Here is a 22,399-nt window from a genome sequence, read left to right as displayed (position 1 = left end):
ACACAAGCAGTAGGGAAAGTGATCGTCACCTACTTAGCCTTTGTGATCGCTGCAATTTTGCAGTTTGTGCGATACAAAATCTGTATGGAATTTTAACAGTTAACCCTGAAGAAACCTATGAATCACCTTGTTCCCGTCATAGTCTCTTCTATTCAGATTATCTTCTTGTGAAATGAGAACTGAGGCACTGGGTAGCATAAACCCGGTGCCCCAATTTACTAACGTCAGCTTTGCTTTCCTTCGCGGGCCTTCCACTGATAGAAAACCCCGGGCATCACTAACAATACAAACAGCAGTGTGGTTATGGTGCCGCCCACCATTGGTGCTGCGATCCGTTTCATAACATCTGCACCGGTGCCATCGGAAACCATGACTGGTATCAATGAGATTAACAGTGTCAGGCTGGTCATTAGCATCGGGCGAATACGGCCAGCTGCCGCTTGGGCAACAGTCGCAGTATTGCCGCGATCAGAGTTATTTCCGGCGGCAGATAAGTAATGCAGCATTAACAACCCCATCTCAGCGGCGAGACCAGCCATGGCAATCATGCCTACCCATACAGCAACGCTCAGTTTGTAGTCGAGCAGGTACAGCAGCCAGAAGGCGCCGATCAGTGCCATTGGCATGGCGGTGAGTACAAACAGGGTGTCGGATAGCCTGCCTCGATGCAGATACAGGAGGAAGCACACAGCCAACAAAGTCAGGGGCACTAACCATTGCAGGCGGGACTTGGCGCGCTCCAGGTATTGGTATTGGCCGGCCCAGGCGATACGTTGCCCGGGAATCAGATTAACCTGATCGGCAACAACCTGCTTTGCGCGATTAACATAATCTGCAACGCCGATATCGCCCTTCAAGTCGACAAATACCAAGCCCACCAACTGCCCATCCTCATTGCGGATCATGGGCGGGCCAGTGCGGAAGTCCAGATCAGCCAGCTGGTTCAGGGGCACTTGGGAACCATCAGAGGCGGGGACCAGGATTTGTTCCAGCTGTTCAGGAGTATCCCGGTAGTCGCGGGCATAGCGCACTAACACATCGTAACGTTCGCGGCCTTCGATGGTCTGGGTTGCGGCCAGGCCACCAGCCGCTGCGGCGATCACATCTTCGATATCCTGTACATTCAAGCCGTGGCGGGAAGCCCGTGCGCGATCGATATCAAAGTCCAGGAAGTAACCGCCGGTTAGACGCTCGGCGAAGACGCTTCGGGTTTGCTCCACAGTGCGCTGGTCACTGCGCAGTGCTTCTTCGATGGCCAAAGCAGTCTGTTCGATTTCCTCCAGGTTATCCCCAAACACTTTGATGCCGAGCTGGCTGCGAATACCGGTGGCGAGCATCTCAGTGCGGGTTTGGATGGGCATCCACCAGATATTAGGCATGCCCGGATAGCGCAGCTTTTCATCCATTTCCGCCAGCAGGTCGTCCCAAGTCATGCCGGGACGCCACTCACTTTTAGGTTTCAGAGTGATAACGGTTTCTACCATTGAGAGCGGTGCAGGATCGGTGGCGCTGTTGGAACGGCCAATCTTGCCAAAGACATGCTCAACTTCTGGGAAGGCTTTCAGTTCCTCGTCCATTTGTTGGAGCACCTTGCCCGCTTCGGTAACCGACATGCCGGGTAGGGCGGTAGGCATATACAGGATGCTGCCCTCATTGAGCGGTGGCATAAATTCACCACCTAGCTTGCTAATGGGGTAGGCCACGGAAACCAGAGCTAATACCGCGAGAGTGGCTACAACTTTGCGTTGACGCACGCAGAAGTGAATCACTGGCTGTAGTGTATGGACTAAAACGCGGGAAATCGGGTTTTCCCTGTTGCGAATTTTGCCGCGCATTAGCAGTACCGCGAGCGCTGGAATCAAGGTGATTGCCAATAGGGCGGCGAAAGCCATGCTGTAGGTTTTGGTGTAGGCGAGGGGTTTGAATAGGCGGCCCTCGGTAGCTTCCAGCGCGAATACCGGCAGGAATGAAACCGTGATAATAATCAGGGAGAAGAAAATACTCGGTCCGACTTCCTGCATTGCCCGAACGATTAGCGTTCTTTTCTCGCCTGGAGACAACTCCTTATCCCCATCGGCTGCCAGCTTTTTGTGGATGTTATCCACCATTACCACTGCCGCATCCACCATGGCACCGATGGCTACGGCAATACCTCCCAGTGACATAATGTTGGCGGTAAGCCCTTGTAGGGACAGTGGAATAAAGGCCAGTAAAACTGCAATCGGCAGAGTGATTACAGCTACCAATGCGGAGCGGGCGTGGAGTAGGAAAATAGCGATCACAGCGGCGACCACCAGCATCTCTTCAATCAGGGTGTTCTTGAGATTGTCGATCGCACTATTAATTAATTTTGAGCGATCATAGGTCACTACCAGCTCAATGCCTTCCGGTAAGCCCGCACGGACTTGCTTGATACGCTCTTTAACTCTCTCAATAACCTTGAGGGCATTTTCACCGTAGCGCATCACCACGATGCCACCTACGGTCTGGCCCTCGCCGTCCAGCTCGGCAATACCGCGCTGCATCGCAGGCCCCAGAGTAATATCCGCTACCTGATCCAAAGTCACCGGAATCTTTGCCGCATTGACCCCGATCACCACCTCTTCGAGATCGTCAACACTGCGGATATAGCCACGGCCACGCACCATATGTTCGTGGCCCGCGATCTCCAGTACTCTTCCTCCGGTGTCGTTGTTACTGCGGCGAATGGCCTCGACCACTTTACCAAGCGGAACCTTAAACATCTGCAAGCGATGGGGGTCGATTTGGACCTGGTACTCCTTTTCGTAGCCTCCAATGGAGGCAACTTCGGCCACGCCTTCAACAGAAGTGAGCCAATAGCGCAACTTGAAATCCTGTAGTGCGCGCAGTTCTTGCAGGTCGTTATTACCGCTTCGATCAACCAGCGCGTACTGGAACACCCAGCCCACTCCGGTAGCATCCGGGCCAAGCTTTGGCTGAACACCTTCTGGGAGCTGGTCGGCTACCTGGTTGAGGTACTCCAGAACCCGTGAGCGGGCCCAGTAAATATCGGTGCCGTCTTCAAAGATGGCGTAGACAAAGCTGAGACCGAAAAAGCTCTGGCCTCGCACATATTTGACTTTGGGCAGCCCTAACATTGCGGTGGAAAGCGGGTAGGTGATTTGATCCTCGACCAGGTCAGGGCTGCGCCCCGGCCAGTCTGTCATCACAATCACCTGGGCGTCGGACAGGTCCGGAATAGCATCCAGGGGGACACTGGTTAGCGCCCGGTATCCAGCCAGGGCTGCGATCGCTACAAGAATCAAAGTGATCCCCGGCTTACCGGCGCAGGCCCCAATAATTCGGGCAATCAGCCCTTTGGGTTCAGAATTTACCACTGCTGTACCCCCGACTTCAGGCGGCTTTCCGCCGCGATCAGGAATACTCCAGAGGTGACAATTTTATCTCCTGCCTGGAGGCCAGAACGGATAACAATCCTGTCGCTGTCGCCATAACCGGTGCGTACCTGCACCGGCTCCAGACGACCCTGGCCCAAGTCGCGGAAAACAATGCGTTTCTTGCCGGAGATCAATACTGAATCCCTGGGTACCACCAGGAGGTTTCCCAGTTCGGCGGTTAACATGATGTCCGCAAACAGTCCCGGGCGCAGTTCACCATCGGTATTGGGCAGGGTCACACGCAGCCGTGCACTGCGGTTATTGTGATTAAGGAAGGGATCAATCTGGGTGAGGGTGGCAGGGATTTCCTCGTGGTAGACGTTGGTTAAACGCACTTTGGCCGGCATGCCTTTTTCTATCAGTGGCAACTGATCTTCGTAGGCGTGGGCTTCAATCCAAACCTGGCTGAGATCGGCTATACGCAGCAGGTTGTCGCCCTTTTCAAACGCAGAGCCCGCGACAATATTCTTCTCAATAATCACACCACTGGCGGGTGCAAAAATCGGGATATAGTCCTGCGCTTTTTGTTGTTCAACTAGCCAGTCGATTTGCTCTTCAGAGAGACCCCACAGCAGTAGACGCCTTCGTGCTGCTTTCTCCAAGGCATCGCCACGGCGGCGGGCCTTTAGATACTCGTCCTGGACTGCGAGCAACTCGGGGCTGTAAACAGAGAAGAGTACTTCGCCGCGCTTAACCTGCTTGCCTTCAAAATCTGCATCCAACTCACCAATCCAGCCGTCGAAGCGCAGGCTGATATCCCGCAAGCGGGTTTCGTCATAGGTGACCTGGCCGTGCAGGTGAATGGGCAAGGCGAATGGCTGTCGCTCGACGATACCGGTTTTGATACCAATAGCCTGGCGTCGGCCGCTATCCACCACAATGCTGCCACTTTTCAGTTCATCGTGGCTCACAGGTTGCAGGTTCATACCGCAAATAGGGCAACTACCGGCTTCGGCAGCTCTCACCGACGGGTGCATCGAGCAGGTGTAATAGGCGGTATCTGAAGCCTCAGGCGCAGACTTTAGGCGCAGGCCTTTGCGATTGGTGCTCATATCAAAGGCAAGATCGACATGTTTATCGTGGCCTGTCGCTACGTCTACCACCATGGGCCAGGAGCCCACCATGGCCAGCTCAATTTCACCGGTGAAAATGCCGGGGCTGGATTCACTGATATCGGCGACGGCACGCATAGCTGGCATGGCGCCCATGGCGGGCATCTCGGCTACCGCGCGAACTTCGGCTCCAGATACCGGCTTATTGTCAGCATTGCGAACTTCAATTCGAATTTGGTTTTTACCCGCTTGGGGTTGCAGCGGATCGACAGACACTGCGATCTGGAAGGGGCCAGCTTGCACAAAATCAGCATTTGGAGCTTCGGCTTGTGCAGAAATTTTCTTCCAATAAAAGGCCGCGCCGGCAGCCGCTAACAGCAGGGTAAGGGCGATTAAGCTCAATGTTCTTTGCTGGCTCATAGGGCACCCTCCTGAATGAAGGAAAGGGGCATCTGCGCGCAAAGCACGTTATCAATGAGCAGGCCACCAATGGCCGCTATAGCTTGTTGGGAAATCAAAAGGTTCACTCCTAGAACAATCTTTCTGAAGCCGCCAGCAAACATGGGCTGGGGGCATATTTCGCTAGTCAGAGAGAAAGGGAGTGATCAAATACGCAGGCGCAAAGTGGCAAGCCAGGTTCGGTTGCCGGGGTGGGATTCTGTCGCAGTAGGAGATAATTCAGGGGTACCGAAAGGCGGAGCCAGAATTTGGGGCCATTGGTAAGTTGGCGGTGGCGCCAACTGGGGAAGTTCCAGATTCAAGTATGCGGCGGTGACGGCAACTTGATGGTCGTCCAGCGAAGTCTTTAGGGAGACTTGGGCGTCATAGCCACAACAGTCATCATCAGAGTCTGACCCCTTAGCCATATCATCGCAGCAACATTCCGCTGATGGCTTGGGGTCCTCCATCATTTCGCAGGCGAGCACGGTCTGCACCTGCAAGATCAGCAGGAGCAGGGCCGCCATGGCTATCAGCTTGGCGCGAAATGTGGACGGATAGTTTTTCATTACTGATAAATCATACACCAGAGGCCGGTTGTTCGACAAAGGTTGCTTTCGCTATGTGACCAAGGGGTATTTCCAAGTTTTTCTTTCTTCTACTAGGGGTAATTACGGCACAGGTTAACCCTTCGGCAGAGATTTCTTGACGATAGTTAGTAGATTCCCTTCGATAAATGCGACTACAACAGCACCACAAGGTGTCTCTATGAAATTAACTCCTCCGGTTTGCCTCCTTCTGATCTGTTTATTGGCGGCACCTTCTTTTGCAGATTCTAAACGCACATCTCTCGAGGAGTTATTTGCGACTACCTATAAACATAATGAAGAGATTAACAGTGAATGGGTGCTGAGTAGGGAGCGGAACTGGGCTGCCTGGCAAAGAATGAGGGCTGTTAGAGAAGCTGCTAATAGGGGGGAAGACTTGTCTTACCTCAGTAAGTATGGGCTTGAGAAGAAGTCCGCTTGGTACGAAATTGATTTAGGAGAGAATCCTGAGTGGGTGACATCATATAGGCTGCTGAGGATACTCTCCTCTTGGCATATGTTGCCGATGAATCAGGAGGAGCTTTATGAGCTTGGTATGACTGTGACTGAAGTAGAAAAGTTGGGTCGCTATGTTATCGCCAATGACATCAAAGAAATAAACATCCAGGCAAGATTGGATTATTTCCACAAAGAGGAAGCTGGCTACATTGGCCGGATCCTTCAAGGCGGTGAGGACTTTTCCGCTATTTATCTAGAGCTTAAAGATAATATTGAAGCTCTTGAACACATGGTGGGAACTAATTGGACCATAGACTTATTCAGCCAGTTTGATAATGAGGCTCAAGAGATATTACTGACCTATAGCTTATCGAAATATAAGTCACGAAATGGAATGGGGCCCAGTGATTACAGTTTGGATCAAGAGGCCGAAATGTTTGTAAATCAATTTCTCTCTGGAGAGATCAGCGCAATGATGAGGGAGGGTTTGGAAAGTCATAGGGAAAGAAGATTGGCTCAAAAAGCTAAGATCAATGTGGAATTTAAGCCTCCGGTTGATTCGCCCGTAAATGAGTGCAAGTGTCCTCCCGATCAATGTTCCTACAATAATTCTTGATTATACTTAATTTAATAGACTTCCCATCATAATCGACCGCGTGGCATGGTCTTCACTTCGAGTGGTAGTTGTAATGACTGTAACAAGGATCTGTTTTTGGCTTGTCGCGCTTTTCTATTCTTTGTCCCCCTTTGCCGATGAATATATAGTCCAGAGCGAGGACTACGATCCGTTTACCCAGATGACGGAACTCTGGCTAAAGGGTGAAATTTCAAATCGTCAGATAAGGGATTTGGCACTAAGAGGCCGATATCAAAACAGCTCTGCCGCTAATAGTGCTCATGTCTCCTTCTTTCTTGATGAAATGCAGGTGATTGCGCGGGGGAATTCTGTATCGGGTCGTTCGGCCCAGATATCCGTCCAGGTTGATGAGTCAATTTTTGACTTGGATTATGACCTTGTTTCCATGCATATGATGATCAATGGTCATGGAAATGGGTTATCGAGCAAACAGAAATTCCTTTTGGTTACTTTTATGTACCGGTTAGCAGCAGAAGGTTGGAGCAAGTCTTCTGGGGTCGATGAAATGGAGAAACATCTTATTTATCGAACTCTCGATTACTTATCTGAAATGCCTGCAGATTATAAAATGTGGGTGATAGCTAAAGAAATACAATACCCGGTTCATTAGGTTGTTAATCTATAGCTTCATTAAAGTTTAAGTGGCTTAAATGGCCACAACAGACTTCAACTGAAGGGCTAAAGGATAAGATTCCTGGCAGTTATTCAGACTATTGGTAGAGGTTCAATTTATTCAATTTTTATTGCTGTGAATAGCTATATATCAACTATTTAAGGATTTGTTGAATCTAAAGTTCCTAGTCATGTTGAATATATTGTAAAAAGGAAAGTTATGGATTTGTCTGATAAAGTTGCTGTTGTTATAGGAGCGGGAAGTGGACTAGGGCGGGCTTTAGCAATACGTTTAGCCGAAAAAGGAATGAAGTTGGTATTAGCCGGATATACCCTAAGTCATCTCGAATCAACAGCCAAGTTGATAGCACAAGAAGGTGCTGAGTGTATATGCGTACAAGCAGATGTATCTAAACTTGGTGATGTGCAAAACATCGCCGATAGAACTTTAAAACACTTTGATAAGGTACACTTGTTCTGTAATGTGGCCGGAATAGGTCCTTTGGGGGCTATAGCAGAAACCTCTATGGATGAATGGGAGTGGATTTTATCAGTGAATTTGTGGGGGCCTATTAACGGTATTCATGTATTTCTCCCTCATATCGAACAGAATGACGAGGGCCATATATTGTCTGTAGCATCGGAATCCGGCCTATATGGTATAGGGTACTTAGGGGCCTACAATGTTTCAAAATTTGGTGTTGTAGGTTTAATGCAAAGTTTAGAGCGGGATCTTCGTTTGGCTAACTCGCCTATAAAAACTTCTGTATTTTGTCCTGGTGCTATAAAAACTAATATTCTCGACTCTTCACGTAATAGGCCTGCAAGTGTAGCGGTAATTCACCCTGAGTCTGAAGTCGAGAAAAAAGTTAAAGCCAAAGTTGTCAAGGTGGTTTCTGAAGGTATGAAGCCAGAAAAAGCTGCTGATATCATTACTAGTGGTATAGAAAGCGGGCAGTTTTGGATTTTCTCCCATCCTTATGTACCCGAAACTGCATTTCAGCAGGCGAAGGCGATGCTAGATAGTAATACGTTAATTGATATTTAGCTTAGTTAGGGAACTTCTGATTAATTTCGAGCCAACTTGGTAGTATTCCGCTATCCGTCAAGATCTTGTACCTAGCCACCTTTGACGAAGCCGCATATAATCTGAAGTGCCATGGAACTCGCTGCGAGAATTTTTTTCTCAGATGCATGCTCTCATCCCATGGGAGTGGCTAGAAGTCCATTTATCAAAGCTTCCTTAGAAAGGTCCTAGTTGGTACCTGCGATCAGAAAAAATATAGCGATTTCTTCCTTTTTTCCTGTAATCTCCACCTCTTTATATCTGTAACGTATTTTAGTTTTAAAAGGACTTATATGCAGGATCGAATATCACAGTTGGATTTGTTGAGGGGAGTCGCTTTGTTGGGGCTTCCTTTAATGAATATGATAAATTTCTCTATGCCTATGGCGGCTTATTTGAATCCAAAGGCCTATTTGCCAAATGGCCCTTTGAATGATTTTCTCTTTAGCTTTTTCCATTTGTTTGCTGATCAAAAGTTCATGGGGCTTTTTGCCATGCTATTCGGCGCGGGGATCATACTTTTAGCTGAGAAGCGCGAGCAACAGAATAAGTCTGCTGCAAAAGTTCATTACAGTCGAAATTTCTGGCTGTTATTGATAGGCCTTTGTCATGGCATCTTCATTTGGGAAGGCGACATCCTGATGATCTATGCCTTTATAGCCATGTTTGCCTATTTTTTCCGCAAGTTGCGCGGAAGCTGGCTGATTGCATTGGGGGTGATTACTCTTGCCTTGTCAGCATATAGCTCATATCTGGCAGGAGCTTTTATACAACCCCTAACAGGAGAAGCTCGATATGCAACGGCAGCCATTTTTGCCCCTGATACAGCGCAGATCCAGCAAGATATAGAAATATATCGAGGAGGGTTCTGGGATCTGGTCGGGAGTCGATTAGTTGCTGGTAATTTAGCTTCTAGTCCGGAATCAGCAATCGTTATTTCCTACTTTAGTCTCTCCATTGTTTTAAAAGCTGCCGCTATGATGTTGCTGGGAATGGGCCTGTTTAAGTTGGATATCCTACGTGGCAAAGCCAGTTCGTCTGCCTACAAAAAACTAGCTATTGCTGGGGTGGCTATTGGTGTGACATTGACCGGTATAGGGCTTATTTGGAACTATAGTCATGACTGGAGTATGGATGATTACTTCACCTATGGTGCCATTTTTAATTTGGTAGGGTCCACATTTACCAGTATCGGTTATATCGGATTGATCTGCCTTTGGTTCAAGTTAGGTAAGCACCTATGGATCAAAGGAAAAATCCAAAGTGTTGGACGGATGGCATTTACCAATTACTTGGCTCAATCATTTATTTGCATTTATATTTTTTATGGCTTTGGATTGGGCTTGTATGGTGAGCTGACACGTATAGAAGTACTTGTGGTCTGTGTGCTGCTGGGCCTGTTTCAGCTGGCCTATTCGGATCTTTGGCTCAAGGCATTTCGTATGGGGCCGCTAGAGTGGTTTTGGCGAACTTTAACATATTTCAGGTTTGCACCTATGATAAAGGAAAGGGGCGTACCAGCGACCGAACAGCGCTTATAGAGTTCATAGCTAAAATTAGGCGGGCTGCTGTTAACCTTGAGAATAGGAGTCATCGGTAGCTTGTTACCTGTACCACAGATTTTTTATTGTGAGGTCTTTTAAATATTTTTATAGGATGATTGGCCGTAAAGATAAGATGTTATCATATTAAAAATAGGCATGATTGAACTTGATCTGACAGGGCTTCTTTTAAGAAGCGGGTAACTGTCAGATCAAGTTGAAAGTTAGTAGATCTCTAATTACCTTAAGACAAAGAACCTTACAATATCTTTTTAGTAATCTACGGTTGTTATTATAAAGTCACCTTCAATTGTACCTTCACTATCCTGGTCAGTATAAGCAATCCAGGCTGCTGTCTCACTAGCAGCTGCCAGCTTACTTTTCAATGCGAGCGCTTCCATCATATTGCGAGGCACATCGAAGTGCCATTGAGTACCCAGTGCCTGACATTCACTCTCTCCATTCAACCAGGTAGACCTCCTCGTAGTTAGTGACCACATAACAGGGTAATCGATAGCACCATTATCTTTTAAGTCGTTTACATGCAGTTCGCCATTTAATCGCTTTTTACAAGCAAATGAATAGGAGCGATCACATTGGCGGTCATTAAAGCGCCCGTCGCTTCTGATAACAGCGCAGTCCTCTCCGTTACCATGATCATTGGGTTCTCCCTCTCCCCAAGACCACAGTCCTTTACTTTGAAATCTGCTGTCTGTAGCACTGACATCATAGTGTTCTACGGTGTTGATACCGTCATCCCAGTTATCCAAGGAGTCGTCATCGCCACTCTTCCAGTGCCGGTCCAGTCCTCCCCATCCATCGAATATTACATCGAATGACTCATTATCATCCCCAATATTGCTGTCATTTTTTGTCCAGAAAAATACGAATCTCTTTTTTCCATTTACACCATCATGTTTACGGACTGTCTCCCGTGATAACTCTTGAGAGGGGAGTGAGGTTCGTTTATAGCTCGTGACTTCAACCCCATTGGGAAAGTCCTCTCTATAGTCTTGGGGAGTGTAAATGTATTCCAGGCCTATCTGATCTATAAGATGATTTTTAAAAGTTACCTGGGCACCGGACGATACCGCATTTTCGATATGTACGATTACTGTACGGTTAGTGCCATATTGATCCTGCTTGTAAGCCCAATCCCTCAAATCTCCCAATACAGTAGAGATAGGAACGCGTTGAGGATCAAGCCAGAAATTGCAATAGAATGAGCCATGACAAAAATATTGTTCACCACTGAACTGATGCAGGTCCAGCTCAATAATTTCAGCACCAATATCAATTTGGTCTTTAACCCTGGCAGATTGTTCAGAGCCTACCCAGATAGCACCATAGGCATCAGAGTTATAACTGTTGTGTGTTGCAAGGACTTGTGTATAGCGAATTGGTGTTGAGTAAGTCAGGCGCCGTTGTAGCTCGAGTGCATATTTTGCGTGGTCATTGGTACCTTGCTCTGTCTCGTAATCGTAATAGAGGTTGAATTGAACCAACATTGAATAAGGATCGGTCTCTGCAAATAGAGGCGTACTCATCAACGTTATATAACTAAATAGAGCGATACAAATCTTCTTTAGCCCTTTCGAGAGTGGCCATGAATAGTTTTTTTTCATTATTATTCCTACTGTTCGCCTGAGTTTGTTATTTTTTAAACAGATTTAATTGCGCTCTCTATTACGACTGCCGAGATAAAAGTAATCGCATGCAGCAATACTTGCGTCTCTAAACGTATGAAGTTTATTTCTACACATCTCCCTTGTGAGGTCGGATATCAGGAACTTCAATAATCTTCAAATGTTTCAAGTATAAACCCCTGAAGGGCAATAGAGTGCGAAAGCAATGATATCGAAAAGATATAACCTGTTAGCTACTTTAAATGTATTAACGAGAAGCACCTCACAAAGTTATAGTTTTATAATGCTTAAATCAAAAACTATTTACTATTATTTAAAGGTTAAACACTTTCTATCTAATACCCTAATAGTCAGTCGGTGACGAAATGGTAATCAAAAAACGAAGTGCTCGTGGAAGTAGCGATAGATAGCATATAAGTAAAATAGGATAATAAGGGTAGGGCTAGGGTTTTCTGGCCGATAATACCGAGAAATAGCCGAGTGCCTGGTATGATTGAGGATTTACAAATCCTGCTGTCTCAAGCATCCGATAAAGCTCTTTGGCTGAGTATAGTTGGGAGCCGTGGTTCATAAACAAATGAAAGCAGAACAAGCTTGGCGTTAAACGAGTATCATCGAAGAGCATATCGTGGATAAATACCTGCCCACCTTTTGGTAAAAGTGCGAAGGCTCTGTCGATTAAGATTTGGCATGTAGCATGCTGCCAATCGTGCAACACATTGCTAAAGCAAATGCCATCGAACCCCTCAGGCCATGGGTCTCTAAAGAAATCCCCTTTAACTATCTGGATTTGCTGGTCTTTCTTGAACTTATTTATATACATTGCTGCTATATCGCAAACCGGCGGCAGGTCGAAGAGCAGCGCATTGCGCTCAGGATAGGTATCGCAGAAGGCGAGAGCAATGGTTCCAGAGCCTCCACCGGCATCGAGTAGGGTTTGAGCGTTTTCAAAAATACCGCAGGAAGCAGCCTCAACTGCGGAGGCAAACCCCTGCGAATGCATCAGATGAGTAAAAGCTGCTGCCGAGTCATTGTCCATGTCATTTTTTTGCCACATGTCGGTTACAGAGCGACCTTTACATTCCAGCTCATATTCTCTTTGTAAGCTGGTGAGTATCTTTTTATCCAGGTGATTGATGTCATAGATTTGAAAAGGATCGAGTAAGACTTCTCCCCAATAGTAGTGACTATTCTTGGAGAGGTAGCATTTCCCCAGCTCTGTATTTTTCACTTGTTGTTTGTCGAAGCAGATATACCCCAAATGACTCAGAATCAGCAGAAAGAAACCCATTCCTTTATTGTTGAGCTGCAATTCCTTACTGAGTGCTTCGCAGGAATCGTAACCGCGTTCAATTAGCCCGGTGATATCCAACCTTGCAGAAACCATCAGGCAGGCAAAATTATAGTTTCCCATAAGACGGTCCCACATAGGGCCGTCGGATGCGCTAGGGGGAGTTATGCTTTGAGTTCTACCGCTATTTCCCATCGCTCATTCTCCAAATAACCCGGGGAACTTTGTTGGTGCGTTCGATACGCTTAAGTCGCTCGGCTTTTTGTACTGTGAAGGACTGAGGGTACTGTCTGACAACAGAGGCTAGGTTGTGAATGTTGTTCAAAATATGCTCACAGATGCTCTTGGCACTTGCCGTGCCTGTGAACTGAACGACAATTGAATCAGCAGACTTTTTTGTTTGGGTGTCGCCGCTGAGAAGTAGTTGAACTTCTTCGACGCCTTCACATTCATAGGTGAGTTCTATGATCTTATTGAGGTCCAGAAGAGCGCTGCATAAATCGACATTGTCATCTGCTCTCCCCTGAATAGATAGGCCATTAGGACGACCACAGGGACAAGTTGCTTTTTGGATTAGGTCACCTAACCGGTAACGCACTATCGGTACCGTCCACCCTGTACCTACACGGGTAAGCAGGGCGCCTTGATCGTCAGTTTCGATCAATTGGTCTGCTAAAAGGTGATATATGTTCAAATCACACTCAGGGGAATTGACAGCAATGCTATTGGTTTCTACCGATCCATAGTCGCACCACAGCCCAGCATCAGGGAAAGCCTTACGTATGACCTTCAACTTTGCTTTGGTCCAAGGTTCCCCCATCCAGATAATTGTCTTTATTGGGAGTTGGCGGCCTGAACCTAGTACTCCTTCGGCAAAATCTGCCAGTCCTGTGGGGGCGCCAGCAAGTGAGTCCACATCGATGTTATGTAGAAGTTCCAGCCAATTCTCCACCTCACCAGGTATAAAGGGGCCTGTAGGTGCAATGGTGCATTTGGAAGCCTCTGCCAGTGTTTGAATGAAGTAGTGTGCACCCCATAGCCGCCCAGGATTAAAGAGGTTAAGAAGAACACTTTGAGAGCTGAGCGGGCGCCATTCCTTCAGCAATCTTTGAGTTGCCTGGTGATAAGGTGTATAGGCCAGCTTCGGCTTTCCAGTTGTGCCGCCGCTAGACATGATAATGGCTCCGTGTTCCTGCGCGGCATTTTGGCTGATATGTTTCAGTTCAACGGGGCCACAAACGGGGATGTCATCGAGACAGACGGCAGAAACAGGTATATCTGGTCCACCGTAGAGTGAAAGGCTGCGGGCGTGGGCGAGAATGGCATTCCAATCCAGGTGGCCGATGTTCATAGCGTTAAGGTAGCTCCCGTTCAATCCCGTCTTCCTGGGGTGGTGAGGTATCGGATGGAACTGAGGAAATTGTAGTAACAGGGCGCCTAGGTAGAGAGTGGTCTGGCCAATTGGGAGTTATCCTCATCAGTACCGATGCATTTCAGCAGCAATAGATCACGCCAGCTTTTGCCAGGGACTCCACTTCACCTTGTGGGATACCCAAATCACCAAGGATCTCTCGAGTGTTCTCTCCGTAAAGTGGTGCTTGCTGGAAAGGCACTGGAGGAGTGTCGGGAATAGAGAAGGGGGCGTTTATAAATTGTATTGAGTCACGGCTTGTACTGCGTGCATAGGGAATTGATACAGTCTTGTCGTTATCTTGGACATAGGGGTTGTTAAGCGCCTCGGCGATATCATAGACCGGGGCACAGGGGATTTTACCCTCCATTTGAGCGCACCATTCTTTTGTTGTTCTCTTCTGGAAGTGCTGGTCTAGAGCTTCTGTCAGCAGCTCTCTGTTTTGCATCCTGCTTTCATTGGTCAAAAAGCGGGCATCAGTTTGTAATAAATCGGAGCCTAGTTCGTGACAAAGCATTTCCCAGAATTTCTGGGTTAAGCAGGCCACATAAAACCAACCATCTGCTGTCTTTACTAATTGGCAAGGTGCTTGGGATGCGTGGGCTGAGCGAGGTTGCTTCCCCGGGACTATCCCCTCGTTGAGAAACCATAACCCTTGGTAGCAGAGGCAATTTAGCGCAATATCGAATAAGTTAGTGTCAAAATCACCGCCTTTTCCTGTGATTTCGGTCCGCAGTAACCCTGAAACTGTACAGAGGGCTGAATAGACACTCCCCAGGAGATCCACTACTGATACGCCAACTTTGGTTGGGATAGATCCTGGTTCTCCAGTCACTGACATCCAACCAGTTTCTGCCTGCATAAGGAAATCATATCCTGGCCAGTGTTTTCTATTGTTGTCTCTGCCATACCCTGAGAGATGGGTACAAACTATTTTGGGGTTCGCCACTTTGAGGTCAGCATAGGTAACGCCTAACTCTTCGGGCAAAGAACCTCGAAAGTTGTCGATAACTGCGTGTGAGTTATTCACAAGCTTTAAGAATACCTCCCTGCCAGCGGAATCCCTGATATCCAGGGCCAAGCTCTTCTTGTTGTGGAGCGTCGATTCACTTGTCTCATTGTCTTCGCGAGCTTCATCAAGATAGATAGATCCCATTTTTCTAAGTGGATTCCCACCTTGTTTGGGGTCTTCAATATTGACTACTTCTGCGCCCAGAAAAGCTAGTAAAGTGCCATGAAAGGAACCTGCGCCCCAGGTTTCGAATGAAAGAATACGCTTTCCGTGGAGAGGGAGCATCATGATATACCTGATTTGCGCAAACAAAATTAATGGCCAGCCAAGTTTTGCCACTTAGTTACAAGTGGGTATTAGTTTATAGATCACTGTGTAAATCTGATGTGGGAAAAGAGAGTACGAAGTTTGCATTGGTTATTAGGATCTATTGAAGTTACGGCGGACATTGAGTGTTTAATTATTCCTTATAGGTTTGGCTGACAAATAGTATCCCGATCCGAAGAATAGTTTTTACCTAGTAGTAAGTCTAAGTATGTGCCACCAACGCACAACTGGGCATTGCGAACTAGACTCCTTGAGATCCAGTTAATAGCTTTTAAGGATGTGAATATGGATCGTTTTCATATCAGCAGGGTGGAGCTATATGCGATAGCCGATAAAAATGCGCCGCCAATTTGTTGGACTGCTAATCAAACTCCGTTGTTATACACCAACAACGTTATTCGCATTATAACCAGTAATGGTATCGAAGGTATTGGTGCGACATTGAGTTATACCGAGAACGGTTTTGATCGATGTATTATTGAATCCATGCGCACAATTGCACCTGGTATTTTGGGTAAAAACCCATTGAGGACAGAGGAATTATATAACTGGTTAATGGAACGGTGTACTTGGGGCGGGTTGCCTGCTAAATCGCCGTTTGATATTGCTGCATGGGACATAAAAGGCAAAAAGGCTGAGATGCCGATTTATGAACTTTTAGGTGGGGCACGCTCAAAAATACAATCTTATGCATCCTCTCCTATGTTTGACACTGTGGAGGAATACGAAACATATATCGAAGATTGTATAGCGGAGGGGTTTACAGCAATAAAATTTCATTGCTCTTGTATATATGAGAGAGATATGGAATTAGTTTCAGCAATTCAAGCACGTTTTGAAGGGAAGTGTGTGCGTTTCATGCTGGATACAGCCTCTCTATATACTCCTGCTGAAGCTATGGGCATGGCCAAGTGGTTGAGTGAAAACAACTGGGAGTGGTTTGAAGCTCCAGTTCCAGATTCTGATTGTAGGACTTATCAAGATCTTGTTAATAAATTCGATTTACGAATATTAAGTGATAGTAATTCCTTGTTAACACTACATGAGATAACCAATGCGTTGAACTTGGATACCTGGACTAGTGTTCACCTAGATGCCACTGTTTGTGGAGGAATTACGCCTTTAAATAAATGTTTTGCCATTGCGGAAGGGTTTGGTAAAACGTTAGAGATACAAAGTATGGGATTTACGCTTACACAAGCTGCGAACCTACACGTTGCCCTTGCACATAAAAATTGCAATTATTTTGAGCAGTTTTTCCCTTATGAAGGTTTTGAGCTTGCGAGCAAGGTGTCTATTCGAACCGATAAGGAGGGTTATGTCCATGCCCCTCAGGGAAATGGGTTGGGGATAGCCATGGATTGGGAAAAGGTAAAGGATAACTGTTTTTGTCAATATGTGTTTGAGTAGGGTGATCTAGACTATGCAGGAATCGGATGCCAAGAAATATATCATGGATAAGAAGTTAACATTGGTTAGTTTCTTTTTGGTTTTACTTCTTGGTGTTGTTGCAGTTATTTATCCTGAAGGTACCAAGGACTTTATGAAAGAAATGTTGGCTCTAACTATAATTGACTTAGGGACAATATTTCTTTGGTATACTCTTTTAGGGACCTTGGCCCTTTTGTTTTTGGCATTTTCAAAATATGGCAAGCTTCGTTTGGGAGAGGGGAAGGCAAAGTATTCTCTTGTTCAGCTTTTTTCTATGGCTCTCTGTGCAGGTATGGGGGCTTCGACGATGTATTGGGCATATATTGAAGTAATTCATTACTATATGGACCCCCAGTTCGGTATTTCTGCTGAATCGATAAAAATGGAGTATGCAACGGCTTTCAATATTTTCCACTGGGGGTCGGCAGGATGGGTTATCAATTTGATGGTGGCGATCCCTTTTTCTGTGAGTTTTCATATTAAAAAGAATCGAACCCTTAAGTTGTCCTCTGTATTAAATAACATGCTTGATGATCGTATGCCTGAGTGGTTGAAAAAAGGTGTAGATTTGTTGTTCATTGTGACCACGCTTTCGGCTACGACATTAACCCTTGGTCTTGCGATTCCAATGATTTCGTATAATGTCAGCGCCTTAACGGGTATTCCGGATAGTCTTTCTACAGGGATAGCCATTATCATAGGTTTGTCTCTCCTTTTTTCATTGTCGTCATTTATTGGCATTGAGAAGGGGATGTCACGTATATCTGAGTGGACCATCTATATAGCAATTTTCCTGCTTTTATATACGTTTATTGTTGGGCCAAGTGCTCTTATTGCAAATAATGTAACGAATAGTTTGGGGATATTGTTTTCTGAATATTTCCGCATGTCCTTAAGTACAGACCCATATGGGAGTACGCATTTCCCTCAGTATTGGACAATTTTCTTTTGGGCAACCTGGATATCCTATTCGCCGGGTGTAGGTGTGTTTGTTACAAAAATTTCTCAGGGGCACCGTCTGAGAGATGTGATTTTAACTTTGATCCTTGGGGGAGGGCTTAGTAGCGCATTTATCTTTGGGATTGCGGGAACTTATGCTGTAGATCTTATGAATCAAGGGGCTGTTAATGCAGTGCAAGAGCTTTCCAGCGGAGAGCCTCTTCGTCTCGCCCATGATATTTTAAATCAATTGCCGCTTCCTGAGTTGGCGATAGCCATTTTTCTGCTGTCAATGATACTGTTTTGCGTGACAACCTTGGATGCAACTTCATATTCATTGACCGGGGTTGTCACAAAAAATCTTGATGCTGAGGCAAATGTTATGCCGGCATATCGAGTTTTTTGGTGCGGGTTGCTAACGGTGATACCCATTGTGTTTTTATTTATTAACGCCGATATGGATACGCTAAAAGCTTTTCCCGTTTTAATTGTAATCCCTCTCCTTCCTATATTGGTAATTCTATGTGTTAAAACAGGAGCTTACCTGTCGTCTCAATTTGGCGACATGTCTGAGGGCGAAATTGAAGCGTATAGAGCACCTGCTAAGATGTAACGTGCAGGAAATTATTGAGTTGTACATTAATTGTAGAGTGTAACTCTGTGCTAAACAGCTGGCTAAATGACATGAAAAGATAAGTGGTCGCGGAGTGTTCCGATTTTCAGCCTTCCTCCTTGAGTTGTCCGATATAAAAGTATCGGTAATGTTAGCGTGTCGGTTTTGAATGTAGTTTATATCGAAATTCAGAGTGTTTAAACGGGGTGTATAAATTTAATCGCTGCGCTCTTATATTGTTGGTTTATGCCCGTTCATCACATTGTTAAGACCTTTCGGTACCCTGGCAGTAAATTGAGCCCTGGAAGTTTGGAGTTACTGCTACTTTTAAATTCATAGGAGTATAGATTTACTTTGAATCCATAGCTGTTCATTGCAGAAGAAAGTCATTTATCGATATTAAGATGAGAGTGTTGACAAATAGTGTTTTGTTACGCCGTAAAGGGCAATGAATCATATCGATAAATCGTTGTATTAGATATTGCGTGGGGTTTGAGTTGTGTAAAGCGACAAGGAGGTTACTATGCGCCTGCACTTAGCTGTCATTATTGGAACACTTATTTTTTCCATGGAAGCTATAGCTGCTGACTATGGCAGTCTAGAAAATCCGTGGGGGTTTCGTCCATATGTTTCACTGAATGGTGGAGTTAATAGGCTAGAAGTTAAGCAGGATTATCGTACTGTAGGGGTACTTTATGACCCATACTACTACGATTATTTTTACGAATATAGTTACTACAAAACCTCAAGTTCAGGAAGTGAGCCTTGGGGCAGCGTCGATATCGGGATCGACTTCAATGGCTACCCGTTTGAACTTCGCTTTAGCTATGGCAGAACAAATTTAGGGCGATCGACATCGATAGAAAATATCGATTATATTGATGACGAAGTTACAGTTATTGAGCGATATCAGGTCAATCAGAAACATCGCTTGGATGTATTTTCAATTACAGGAACTTTGGATTTATCTTGGTATTGCGACAGGTCCTGTATGTATTTGTTGTTGGGCTATAGTTTTGCGGAGCTGGACTGGTCATATACTATGGCTGAATTTTACGCCGGCGGTAACTATTATGGGTCAACAGAATTCAGTAAAAGCTATTTCCATGTAGGTCTAGGTGCGCGCTACAACTTAAATAACTCTTTGCGTATAAGTGCCGAATACATGCTGCACAATGTTGGTAAGGTGGGGGAGTATTATATAAATGACTTTGACCATATAGAATTTGACTTAAGGAATCTTAATGTGCTGCAAGTTGGTATATCCTTTATATTCTGATTTATACTTCTTGTTCATTTAAAATGAAAGTATGGATTAAAGCCATACTTTCATAAATATGGGAACTCAATCTCTCAATTAGTACTAATCGATAAGATCTAAGAGCTTCCTCTTATCAACTTTCCCGACTGCGGTAACCGGCAGACGAGTTAACACTTTAAGCTGCTCAGGTAGCTTAAAGCTGGCCAGGCCTCTTTCGGTTAAGAAGTCGCGCAACGTTTGCAAGCTTGGCGCTTTATCTACACATACGATAGTCGCTCCAACTTGCTCTCCCATCTCTTGGTCTGGCAAGGGAATGATAGCTGCTTGTTGAATGTTGGGATGGGCGAGTAGATGCTCTTCAATTTCATCACATGCAAAAGTTTCCCCGCCCCGATTTACAACATCTTTGAGTCGTCCAGTAACTACAATATTGCCGTTATCTAGAATGCGTACACGATCGCCGCTGCGATAGAAACCATCTGGGGTAAAAGCGCGTCGGTTATGTTCTTCTGCACGGTAATAGCCTCTCAGTGTATAGGGGCCGCGAGTAAGCAGTTCTCCTTCTTCTCCGGCTTTCACTTCCTGTCCGTACTCATCAACCACTTTTAGAGTATCGAGGGTACTCATAGGTCTTCCTTGAGTATTGGTGATGGTTTCATTGTTATCTTCGCGATGGGTGTAACAAATCAACCCTTCGGCCATACCGAATACCTGCTGTAGTGCACCGGGAAAAGCATCTATCGCAGCATTGGCGTCAGTTGGACTCAGCTTTGAGCCACCAACTTGAAGTAAGCGGAGAGAGCTTAAATCAGCATCTTCCCATTCTGTCGCTGCAGTCCAGACTTGAGCCAGTGCTGGGACCAGGGCTGTGGCGGTTACGCCGTAGCGCTCTATCAGCTCGAAGCAGTAGTCCGGGCTTGCATCTTTGGTGAATATGACTTGCCCACCCATGGATAGCGTGCCCAGAATGCCGGGGCAACCCAGTGGAAAATTATGGGCGGCGGGGAGTACTGCCAGATAGATTTCATCTTTTCCTAAATTACAAGCAGCCGTAGCGCAGGTAATGTTGTAGCGATAGTCATTGTGGGTGCGTGGAATAAGTTTCGGAAGTCCTGTAGTGCCACCGGAAACGAGGAATAGAGCTGGGGCGTTGGGGTCTACTGGAACAGGGGTGAAACCTTGGCATTCTCTTCTGGGCAGGGGGCGGAATGTGTCATTTTCATCTGAGCTGTATATGCCTCGCAAGGTCGGAGATTGCGAAGCAATTTGTTCTATCATGCTGGGGCGACTTCCATCAGTTTCAGCTCCTGAAGTGATATAGATACTGGCACCCGAGACTTGTGCAAAATGGCATATTTCATTTTGGCGATGTGCTGGCAAAGCTAATACAGGAACCAATCCCGCTCGAAATAAACCGAGTAGGGCTGTGATGAAACTGACTTTATTGCTCCACTGGAGTATTGCCCGCTCCCCAACTTTGTAGCCTTGTTCCACCAGGCCTGCAGCAATGCTATCGGCCTCATTAACCAATTCAGCATAAGTTAATTGATCCGATAGGTCCCGAACTGCGCATTGATTGGGAAAGTTTTTCGCATTACGTGTGATCAGCTCCCAAATAGGTTGGTTATCCCAAATTCCTTGTTGCTGATAGAAATCCTCTAGTTCCTTTGGGTGAGGCGTGTAACCATTAAGTAAATTATTTTCCATGCTGGTCTCCTGAAATGTTTGGGTGGAGCAGGGGAGTGTTTTTTTGAATCTTCTTCAGATTTCTAAATTAAGAATTAACAGTTAGTATTCACGGCTTCAAATTTCTTATTGAGATAAATCTATGTCCGGCGCTTGGCTACAAATCCCTCGCCCTCAACCTAAAGCGGCTATCCGACTTTTGTGTTTGCCTCATGCTGGTGGTACAGCATCACTTTATCGGCCCTGGGCGAAATTATTGCCAGATTCCATAGAATTGGTTCTCGTATGTTTACCGGGTAGGGAGCAACGCTGTAATGAAACTATGCCCACAAATATGCAAACTTTAATTGCTTTGTTAAGTAGGGCTATCAAACCTGTCATCGATAAACCCTGGGCAGTATTTGGGCACAGTATGGGAGCTACAGTTGCTCATGAATTGGCTCTCTCCTTGTATCGCGAAAAATTGTGCGGTCCTGAACACATATTTGTCTCTGCGCGCGAAGCTCCACAATTTCAAAAGAGTGGAAACGTACACCAGTTGAGTGATGAATCTCTGTGCCAACAACTCATTGAGCTTGGCGGCACCTCTCCTGAATTATTGGAAATTCCTGAGTTAAGGGCTCTACTACTTCCTACTATACGCCAGGATTATCGATTGATCGAAACCAGCAAGATGTCCTCGGACCAACTTTTAGATTGTCCCATCACCGCGATGCTAGGACGGGATGATCCTGAGTTGAGCACCGATGAAGCTCGGGGTTGGCAGCAGTGGACCAATGGTGAGTTCCAATTGAAAGAATACGCAGGTAACCATTTTTATCTGTCAGATTGTCCCGATCTGGTGGTTGGCCATATTGTTCAGAAGCTCCGCTTGGCCTAACTGCATGTAAAGTTAAGTTGGCCGTATAAAATCTTTCTGTTTCTTGTAACGCTATCGAAATTAATTGTCGGGAGAATAGGGCTGTTGAGCG

General features: G+C 46.0%; 16 protein-coding genes. 8 read left to right on the top strand and 8 right to left on the bottom strand.

Annotation, left to right across the window (positions count from 1 at the left end; all coding sequences use genetic code 11):
- Positions 1–224: 224 nt before the first annotated feature.
- The 3 genes from ACJJI6_RS06030 to ACJJI6_RS06020 all read right to left on the bottom strand — a co-directional run bounded on the left by ACJJI6_RS06030 (position 225) and on the right by ACJJI6_RS06020 (position 5,478).
- The gene (locus tag ACJJI6_RS06030; protein WP_475712813.1) at positions 225–3,359 is read right to left on the bottom strand and encodes an efflux RND transporter permease subunit; all 3,135 of its coding nucleotides are present in this window, start codon (positions 3,357–3,359) and stop codon (positions 225–227) included.
- Positions 3,353–4,891 carry an efflux RND transporter periplasmic adaptor subunit gene (locus ACJJI6_RS06025; protein WP_444927918.1) on the bottom strand — a complete coding sequence of 513 codons (1,539 nt, stop codon included), beginning with the start codon at positions 4,889–4,891 and terminating at the stop codon, positions 3,353–3,355. The genes ACJJI6_RS06030 and ACJJI6_RS06025 overlap by 7 nt, the downstream gene beginning before the upstream one ends.
- 185 nt (positions 4,892–5,076) lie before the next feature.
- Positions 5,077–5,478: a hypothetical protein gene (locus ACJJI6_RS06020; protein WP_475712812.1), complete on the bottom strand. Its 402-nt coding sequence runs from the start codon at positions 5,476–5,478 to the stop codon at positions 5,077–5,079.
- Positions 5,479–5,677: 199 nt separating this feature from the next.
- Here ACJJI6_RS06020 and ACJJI6_RS06015 point away from each other — a divergent pair, with 199 nt between their 5' ends.
- The 4 genes from ACJJI6_RS06015 to ACJJI6_RS06000 all read left to right on the top strand — a co-directional run bounded on the left by ACJJI6_RS06015 (position 5,678) and on the right by ACJJI6_RS06000 (position 9,811).
- Positions 5,678–6,571 carry a hypothetical protein gene (locus ACJJI6_RS06015; RefSeq protein WP_475712811.1) on the top strand — a complete coding sequence of 298 codons (894 nt, stop codon included), beginning with the start codon at positions 5,678–5,680 and terminating at the stop codon, positions 6,569–6,571.
- A 73-nt stretch (positions 6,572–6,644) separates the two neighbouring features.
- The gene (locus tag ACJJI6_RS06010; RefSeq protein ID WP_282932883.1) at positions 6,645–7,202 is read left to right on the top strand and encodes a hypothetical protein; all 558 of its coding nucleotides are present in this window, start codon (positions 6,645–6,647) and stop codon (positions 7,200–7,202) included.
- 222 nt (positions 7,203–7,424) lie between these two features.
- Positions 7,425–8,252 (top strand): SDR family NAD(P)-dependent oxidoreductase, encoded by an 828-nt coding sequence (locus ACJJI6_RS06005; protein ID WP_475712810.1) that lies wholly within the window; start codon positions 7,425–7,427, stop codon positions 8,250–8,252.
- A 311-nt stretch (positions 8,253–8,563) separates the two neighbouring features.
- The gene (locus tag ACJJI6_RS06000; protein WP_475712809.1) at positions 8,564–9,811 is read left to right on the top strand and encodes a DUF418 domain-containing protein; all 1,248 of its coding nucleotides are present in this window, start codon (positions 8,564–8,566) and stop codon (positions 9,809–9,811) included.
- Positions 9,812–10,083: 272 nt separating this feature from the next.
- Here the strand turns inward: ACJJI6_RS06000 and ACJJI6_RS05995 are convergent, their stop codons facing one another.
- The 4 genes from ACJJI6_RS05995 to ACJJI6_RS05980 all read right to left on the bottom strand — a co-directional run bounded on the left by ACJJI6_RS05995 (position 10,084) and on the right by ACJJI6_RS05980 (position 15,459).
- Positions 10,084–11,436, bottom strand: a complete 1,353-nt coding sequence (locus ACJJI6_RS05995) for a lectin-like protein (RefSeq protein WP_475712808.1) — start codon at positions 11,434–11,436, stop codon at positions 10,084–10,086.
- A gap of 463 nt (positions 11,437–11,899) precedes the next feature.
- A complete protein-coding gene (locus ACJJI6_RS05990) occupies positions 11,900–12,871 on the bottom strand; it encodes a methyltransferase (RefSeq protein ID WP_475712807.1) in 972 nt (323 codons plus the stop codon).
- Between the two features lie 61 nt (positions 12,872–12,932).
- Positions 12,933–14,123, bottom strand: a complete 1,191-nt coding sequence (locus ACJJI6_RS05985) for an AMP-binding protein (protein ID WP_475712806.1) — start codon at positions 14,121–14,123, stop codon at positions 12,933–12,935.
- Between the two features lie 118 nt (positions 14,124–14,241).
- Positions 14,242–15,459 carry a CaiB/BaiF CoA transferase family protein gene (locus tag ACJJI6_RS05980; protein WP_475712805.1) on the bottom strand — a complete coding sequence of 406 codons (1,218 nt, stop codon included), beginning with the start codon at positions 15,457–15,459 and terminating at the stop codon, positions 14,242–14,244.
- Positions 15,460–15,783: 324 nt separating this feature from the next.
- Here ACJJI6_RS05980 and ACJJI6_RS05975 point away from each other — a divergent pair, with 324 nt between their 5' ends.
- The 3 genes from ACJJI6_RS05975 (at position 15,784) to ACJJI6_RS05965 (ending at position 19,760) form a co-directional block, all read left to right on the top strand.
- A complete protein-coding gene (locus ACJJI6_RS05975) occupies positions 15,784–16,908 on the top strand; it encodes a mandelate racemase/muconate lactonizing enzyme family protein (RefSeq protein WP_413662068.1) in 1,125 nt (374 codons plus the stop codon).
- Between the two features lie 13 nt (positions 16,909–16,921).
- A complete protein-coding gene (locus ACJJI6_RS05970; RefSeq protein ID WP_475712804.1) occupies positions 16,922–18,481 on the top strand; it encodes a BCCT family transporter in 1,560 nt (519 codons plus the stop codon).
- 523 nt (positions 18,482–19,004) lie between these two features.
- Positions 19,005–19,760, top strand: a complete 756-nt coding sequence (locus ACJJI6_RS05965; protein ID WP_475712803.1) for a putative outer membrane beta-barrel protein — start codon at positions 19,005–19,007, stop codon at positions 19,758–19,760.
- Positions 19,761–19,844: 84 nt separating this feature from the next.
- Here the strand turns inward: ACJJI6_RS05965 and ACJJI6_RS05960 are convergent, their stop codons facing one another.
- Complete coding sequence (locus ACJJI6_RS05960; protein WP_444927906.1) at positions 19,845–21,449, bottom strand: (2,3-dihydroxybenzoyl)adenylate synthase; 1,605 nt, start codon at positions 21,447–21,449, stop codon at positions 19,845–19,847.
- A 121-nt stretch (positions 21,450–21,570) separates the two neighbouring features.
- Between ACJJI6_RS05960 and ACJJI6_RS05955 the strand changes: the two genes are divergently transcribed.
- On the top strand, positions 21,571–22,308 hold the full coding sequence (locus ACJJI6_RS05955) for a thioesterase II family protein (protein ID WP_413662064.1): 738 nt from the start codon (positions 21,571–21,573) through the stop codon (positions 22,306–22,308).
- Positions 22,309–22,399 lie beyond the last annotated feature (91 nt).

The sequence above is a fragment of the Microbulbifer maximicatervae (SeqCode) genome (genome assembly GCF_056232625.1).
The sequence above is the reverse complement of the archived record's forward strand: the minus strand, read 5'-3'. Positions and strand labels throughout refer to the sequence as shown.

Bases quoted from the DNA above. Each gene is read 5' to 3' on its own strand.
- ACJJI6_RS06025 (WP_444927918.1), bottom strand. From the start codon at position 4,891: ATGAGCCAGCAAAGAACATTGAGCTTAATCGCCCTTACCCTGCTGTTA.
- ACJJI6_RS06020 (WP_475712812.1), bottom strand. From the start codon at position 5,478: ATGAAAAACTATCCGTCCACATTTCGCGCCAAGCTGATAGCCATGGCG.
- ACJJI6_RS06015 (WP_475712811.1), top strand. From the start codon at position 5,678: ATGAAATTAACTCCTCCGGTTTGCCTCCTTCTGATCTGTTTATTGGCG.
- ACJJI6_RS06010 (WP_282932883.1), top strand. From the start codon at position 6,645: ATGACTGTAACAAGGATCTGTTTTTGGCTTGTCGCGCTTTTCTATTCT.
- ACJJI6_RS06005 (WP_475712810.1), top strand. From the start codon at position 7,425: ATGGATTTGTCTGATAAAGTTGCTGTTGTTATAGGAGCGGGAAGTGGA.
- ACJJI6_RS06000 (WP_475712809.1), top strand. From the start codon at position 8,564: ATGCAGGATCGAATATCACAGTTGGATTTGTTGAGGGGAGTCGCTTTG.
- ACJJI6_RS05995 (WP_475712808.1), bottom strand. From the start codon at position 11,436: ATGAAAAAAAACTATTCATGGCCACTCTCGAAAGGGCTAAAGAAGATT.
- ACJJI6_RS05990 (WP_475712807.1), bottom strand. From the start codon at position 12,871: ATGGGAAACTATAATTTTGCCTGCCTGATGGTTTCTGCAAGGTTGGAT.
- ACJJI6_RS05980 (WP_475712805.1), bottom strand. From the start codon at position 15,459: ATGATGCTCCCTCTCCACGGAAAGCGTATTCTTTCATTCGAAACCTGG.
- ACJJI6_RS05975 (WP_413662068.1), top strand. From the start codon at position 15,784: ATGGATCGTTTTCATATCAGCAGGGTGGAGCTATATGCGATAGCCGAT.
- ACJJI6_RS05970 (WP_475712804.1), top strand. From the start codon at position 16,922: ATGCAGGAATCGGATGCCAAGAAATATATCATGGATAAGAAGTTAACA.
- ACJJI6_RS05965 (WP_475712803.1), top strand. From the start codon at position 19,005: ATGCGCCTGCACTTAGCTGTCATTATTGGAACACTTATTTTTTCCATG.
- ACJJI6_RS05960 (WP_444927906.1), bottom strand. From the start codon at position 21,449: ATGGAAAATAATTTACTTAATGGTTACACGCCTCACCCAAAGGAACTA.
- ACJJI6_RS05955 (WP_413662064.1), top strand. From the start codon at position 21,571: ATGTCCGGCGCTTGGCTACAAATCCCTCGCCCTCAACCTAAAGCGGCT.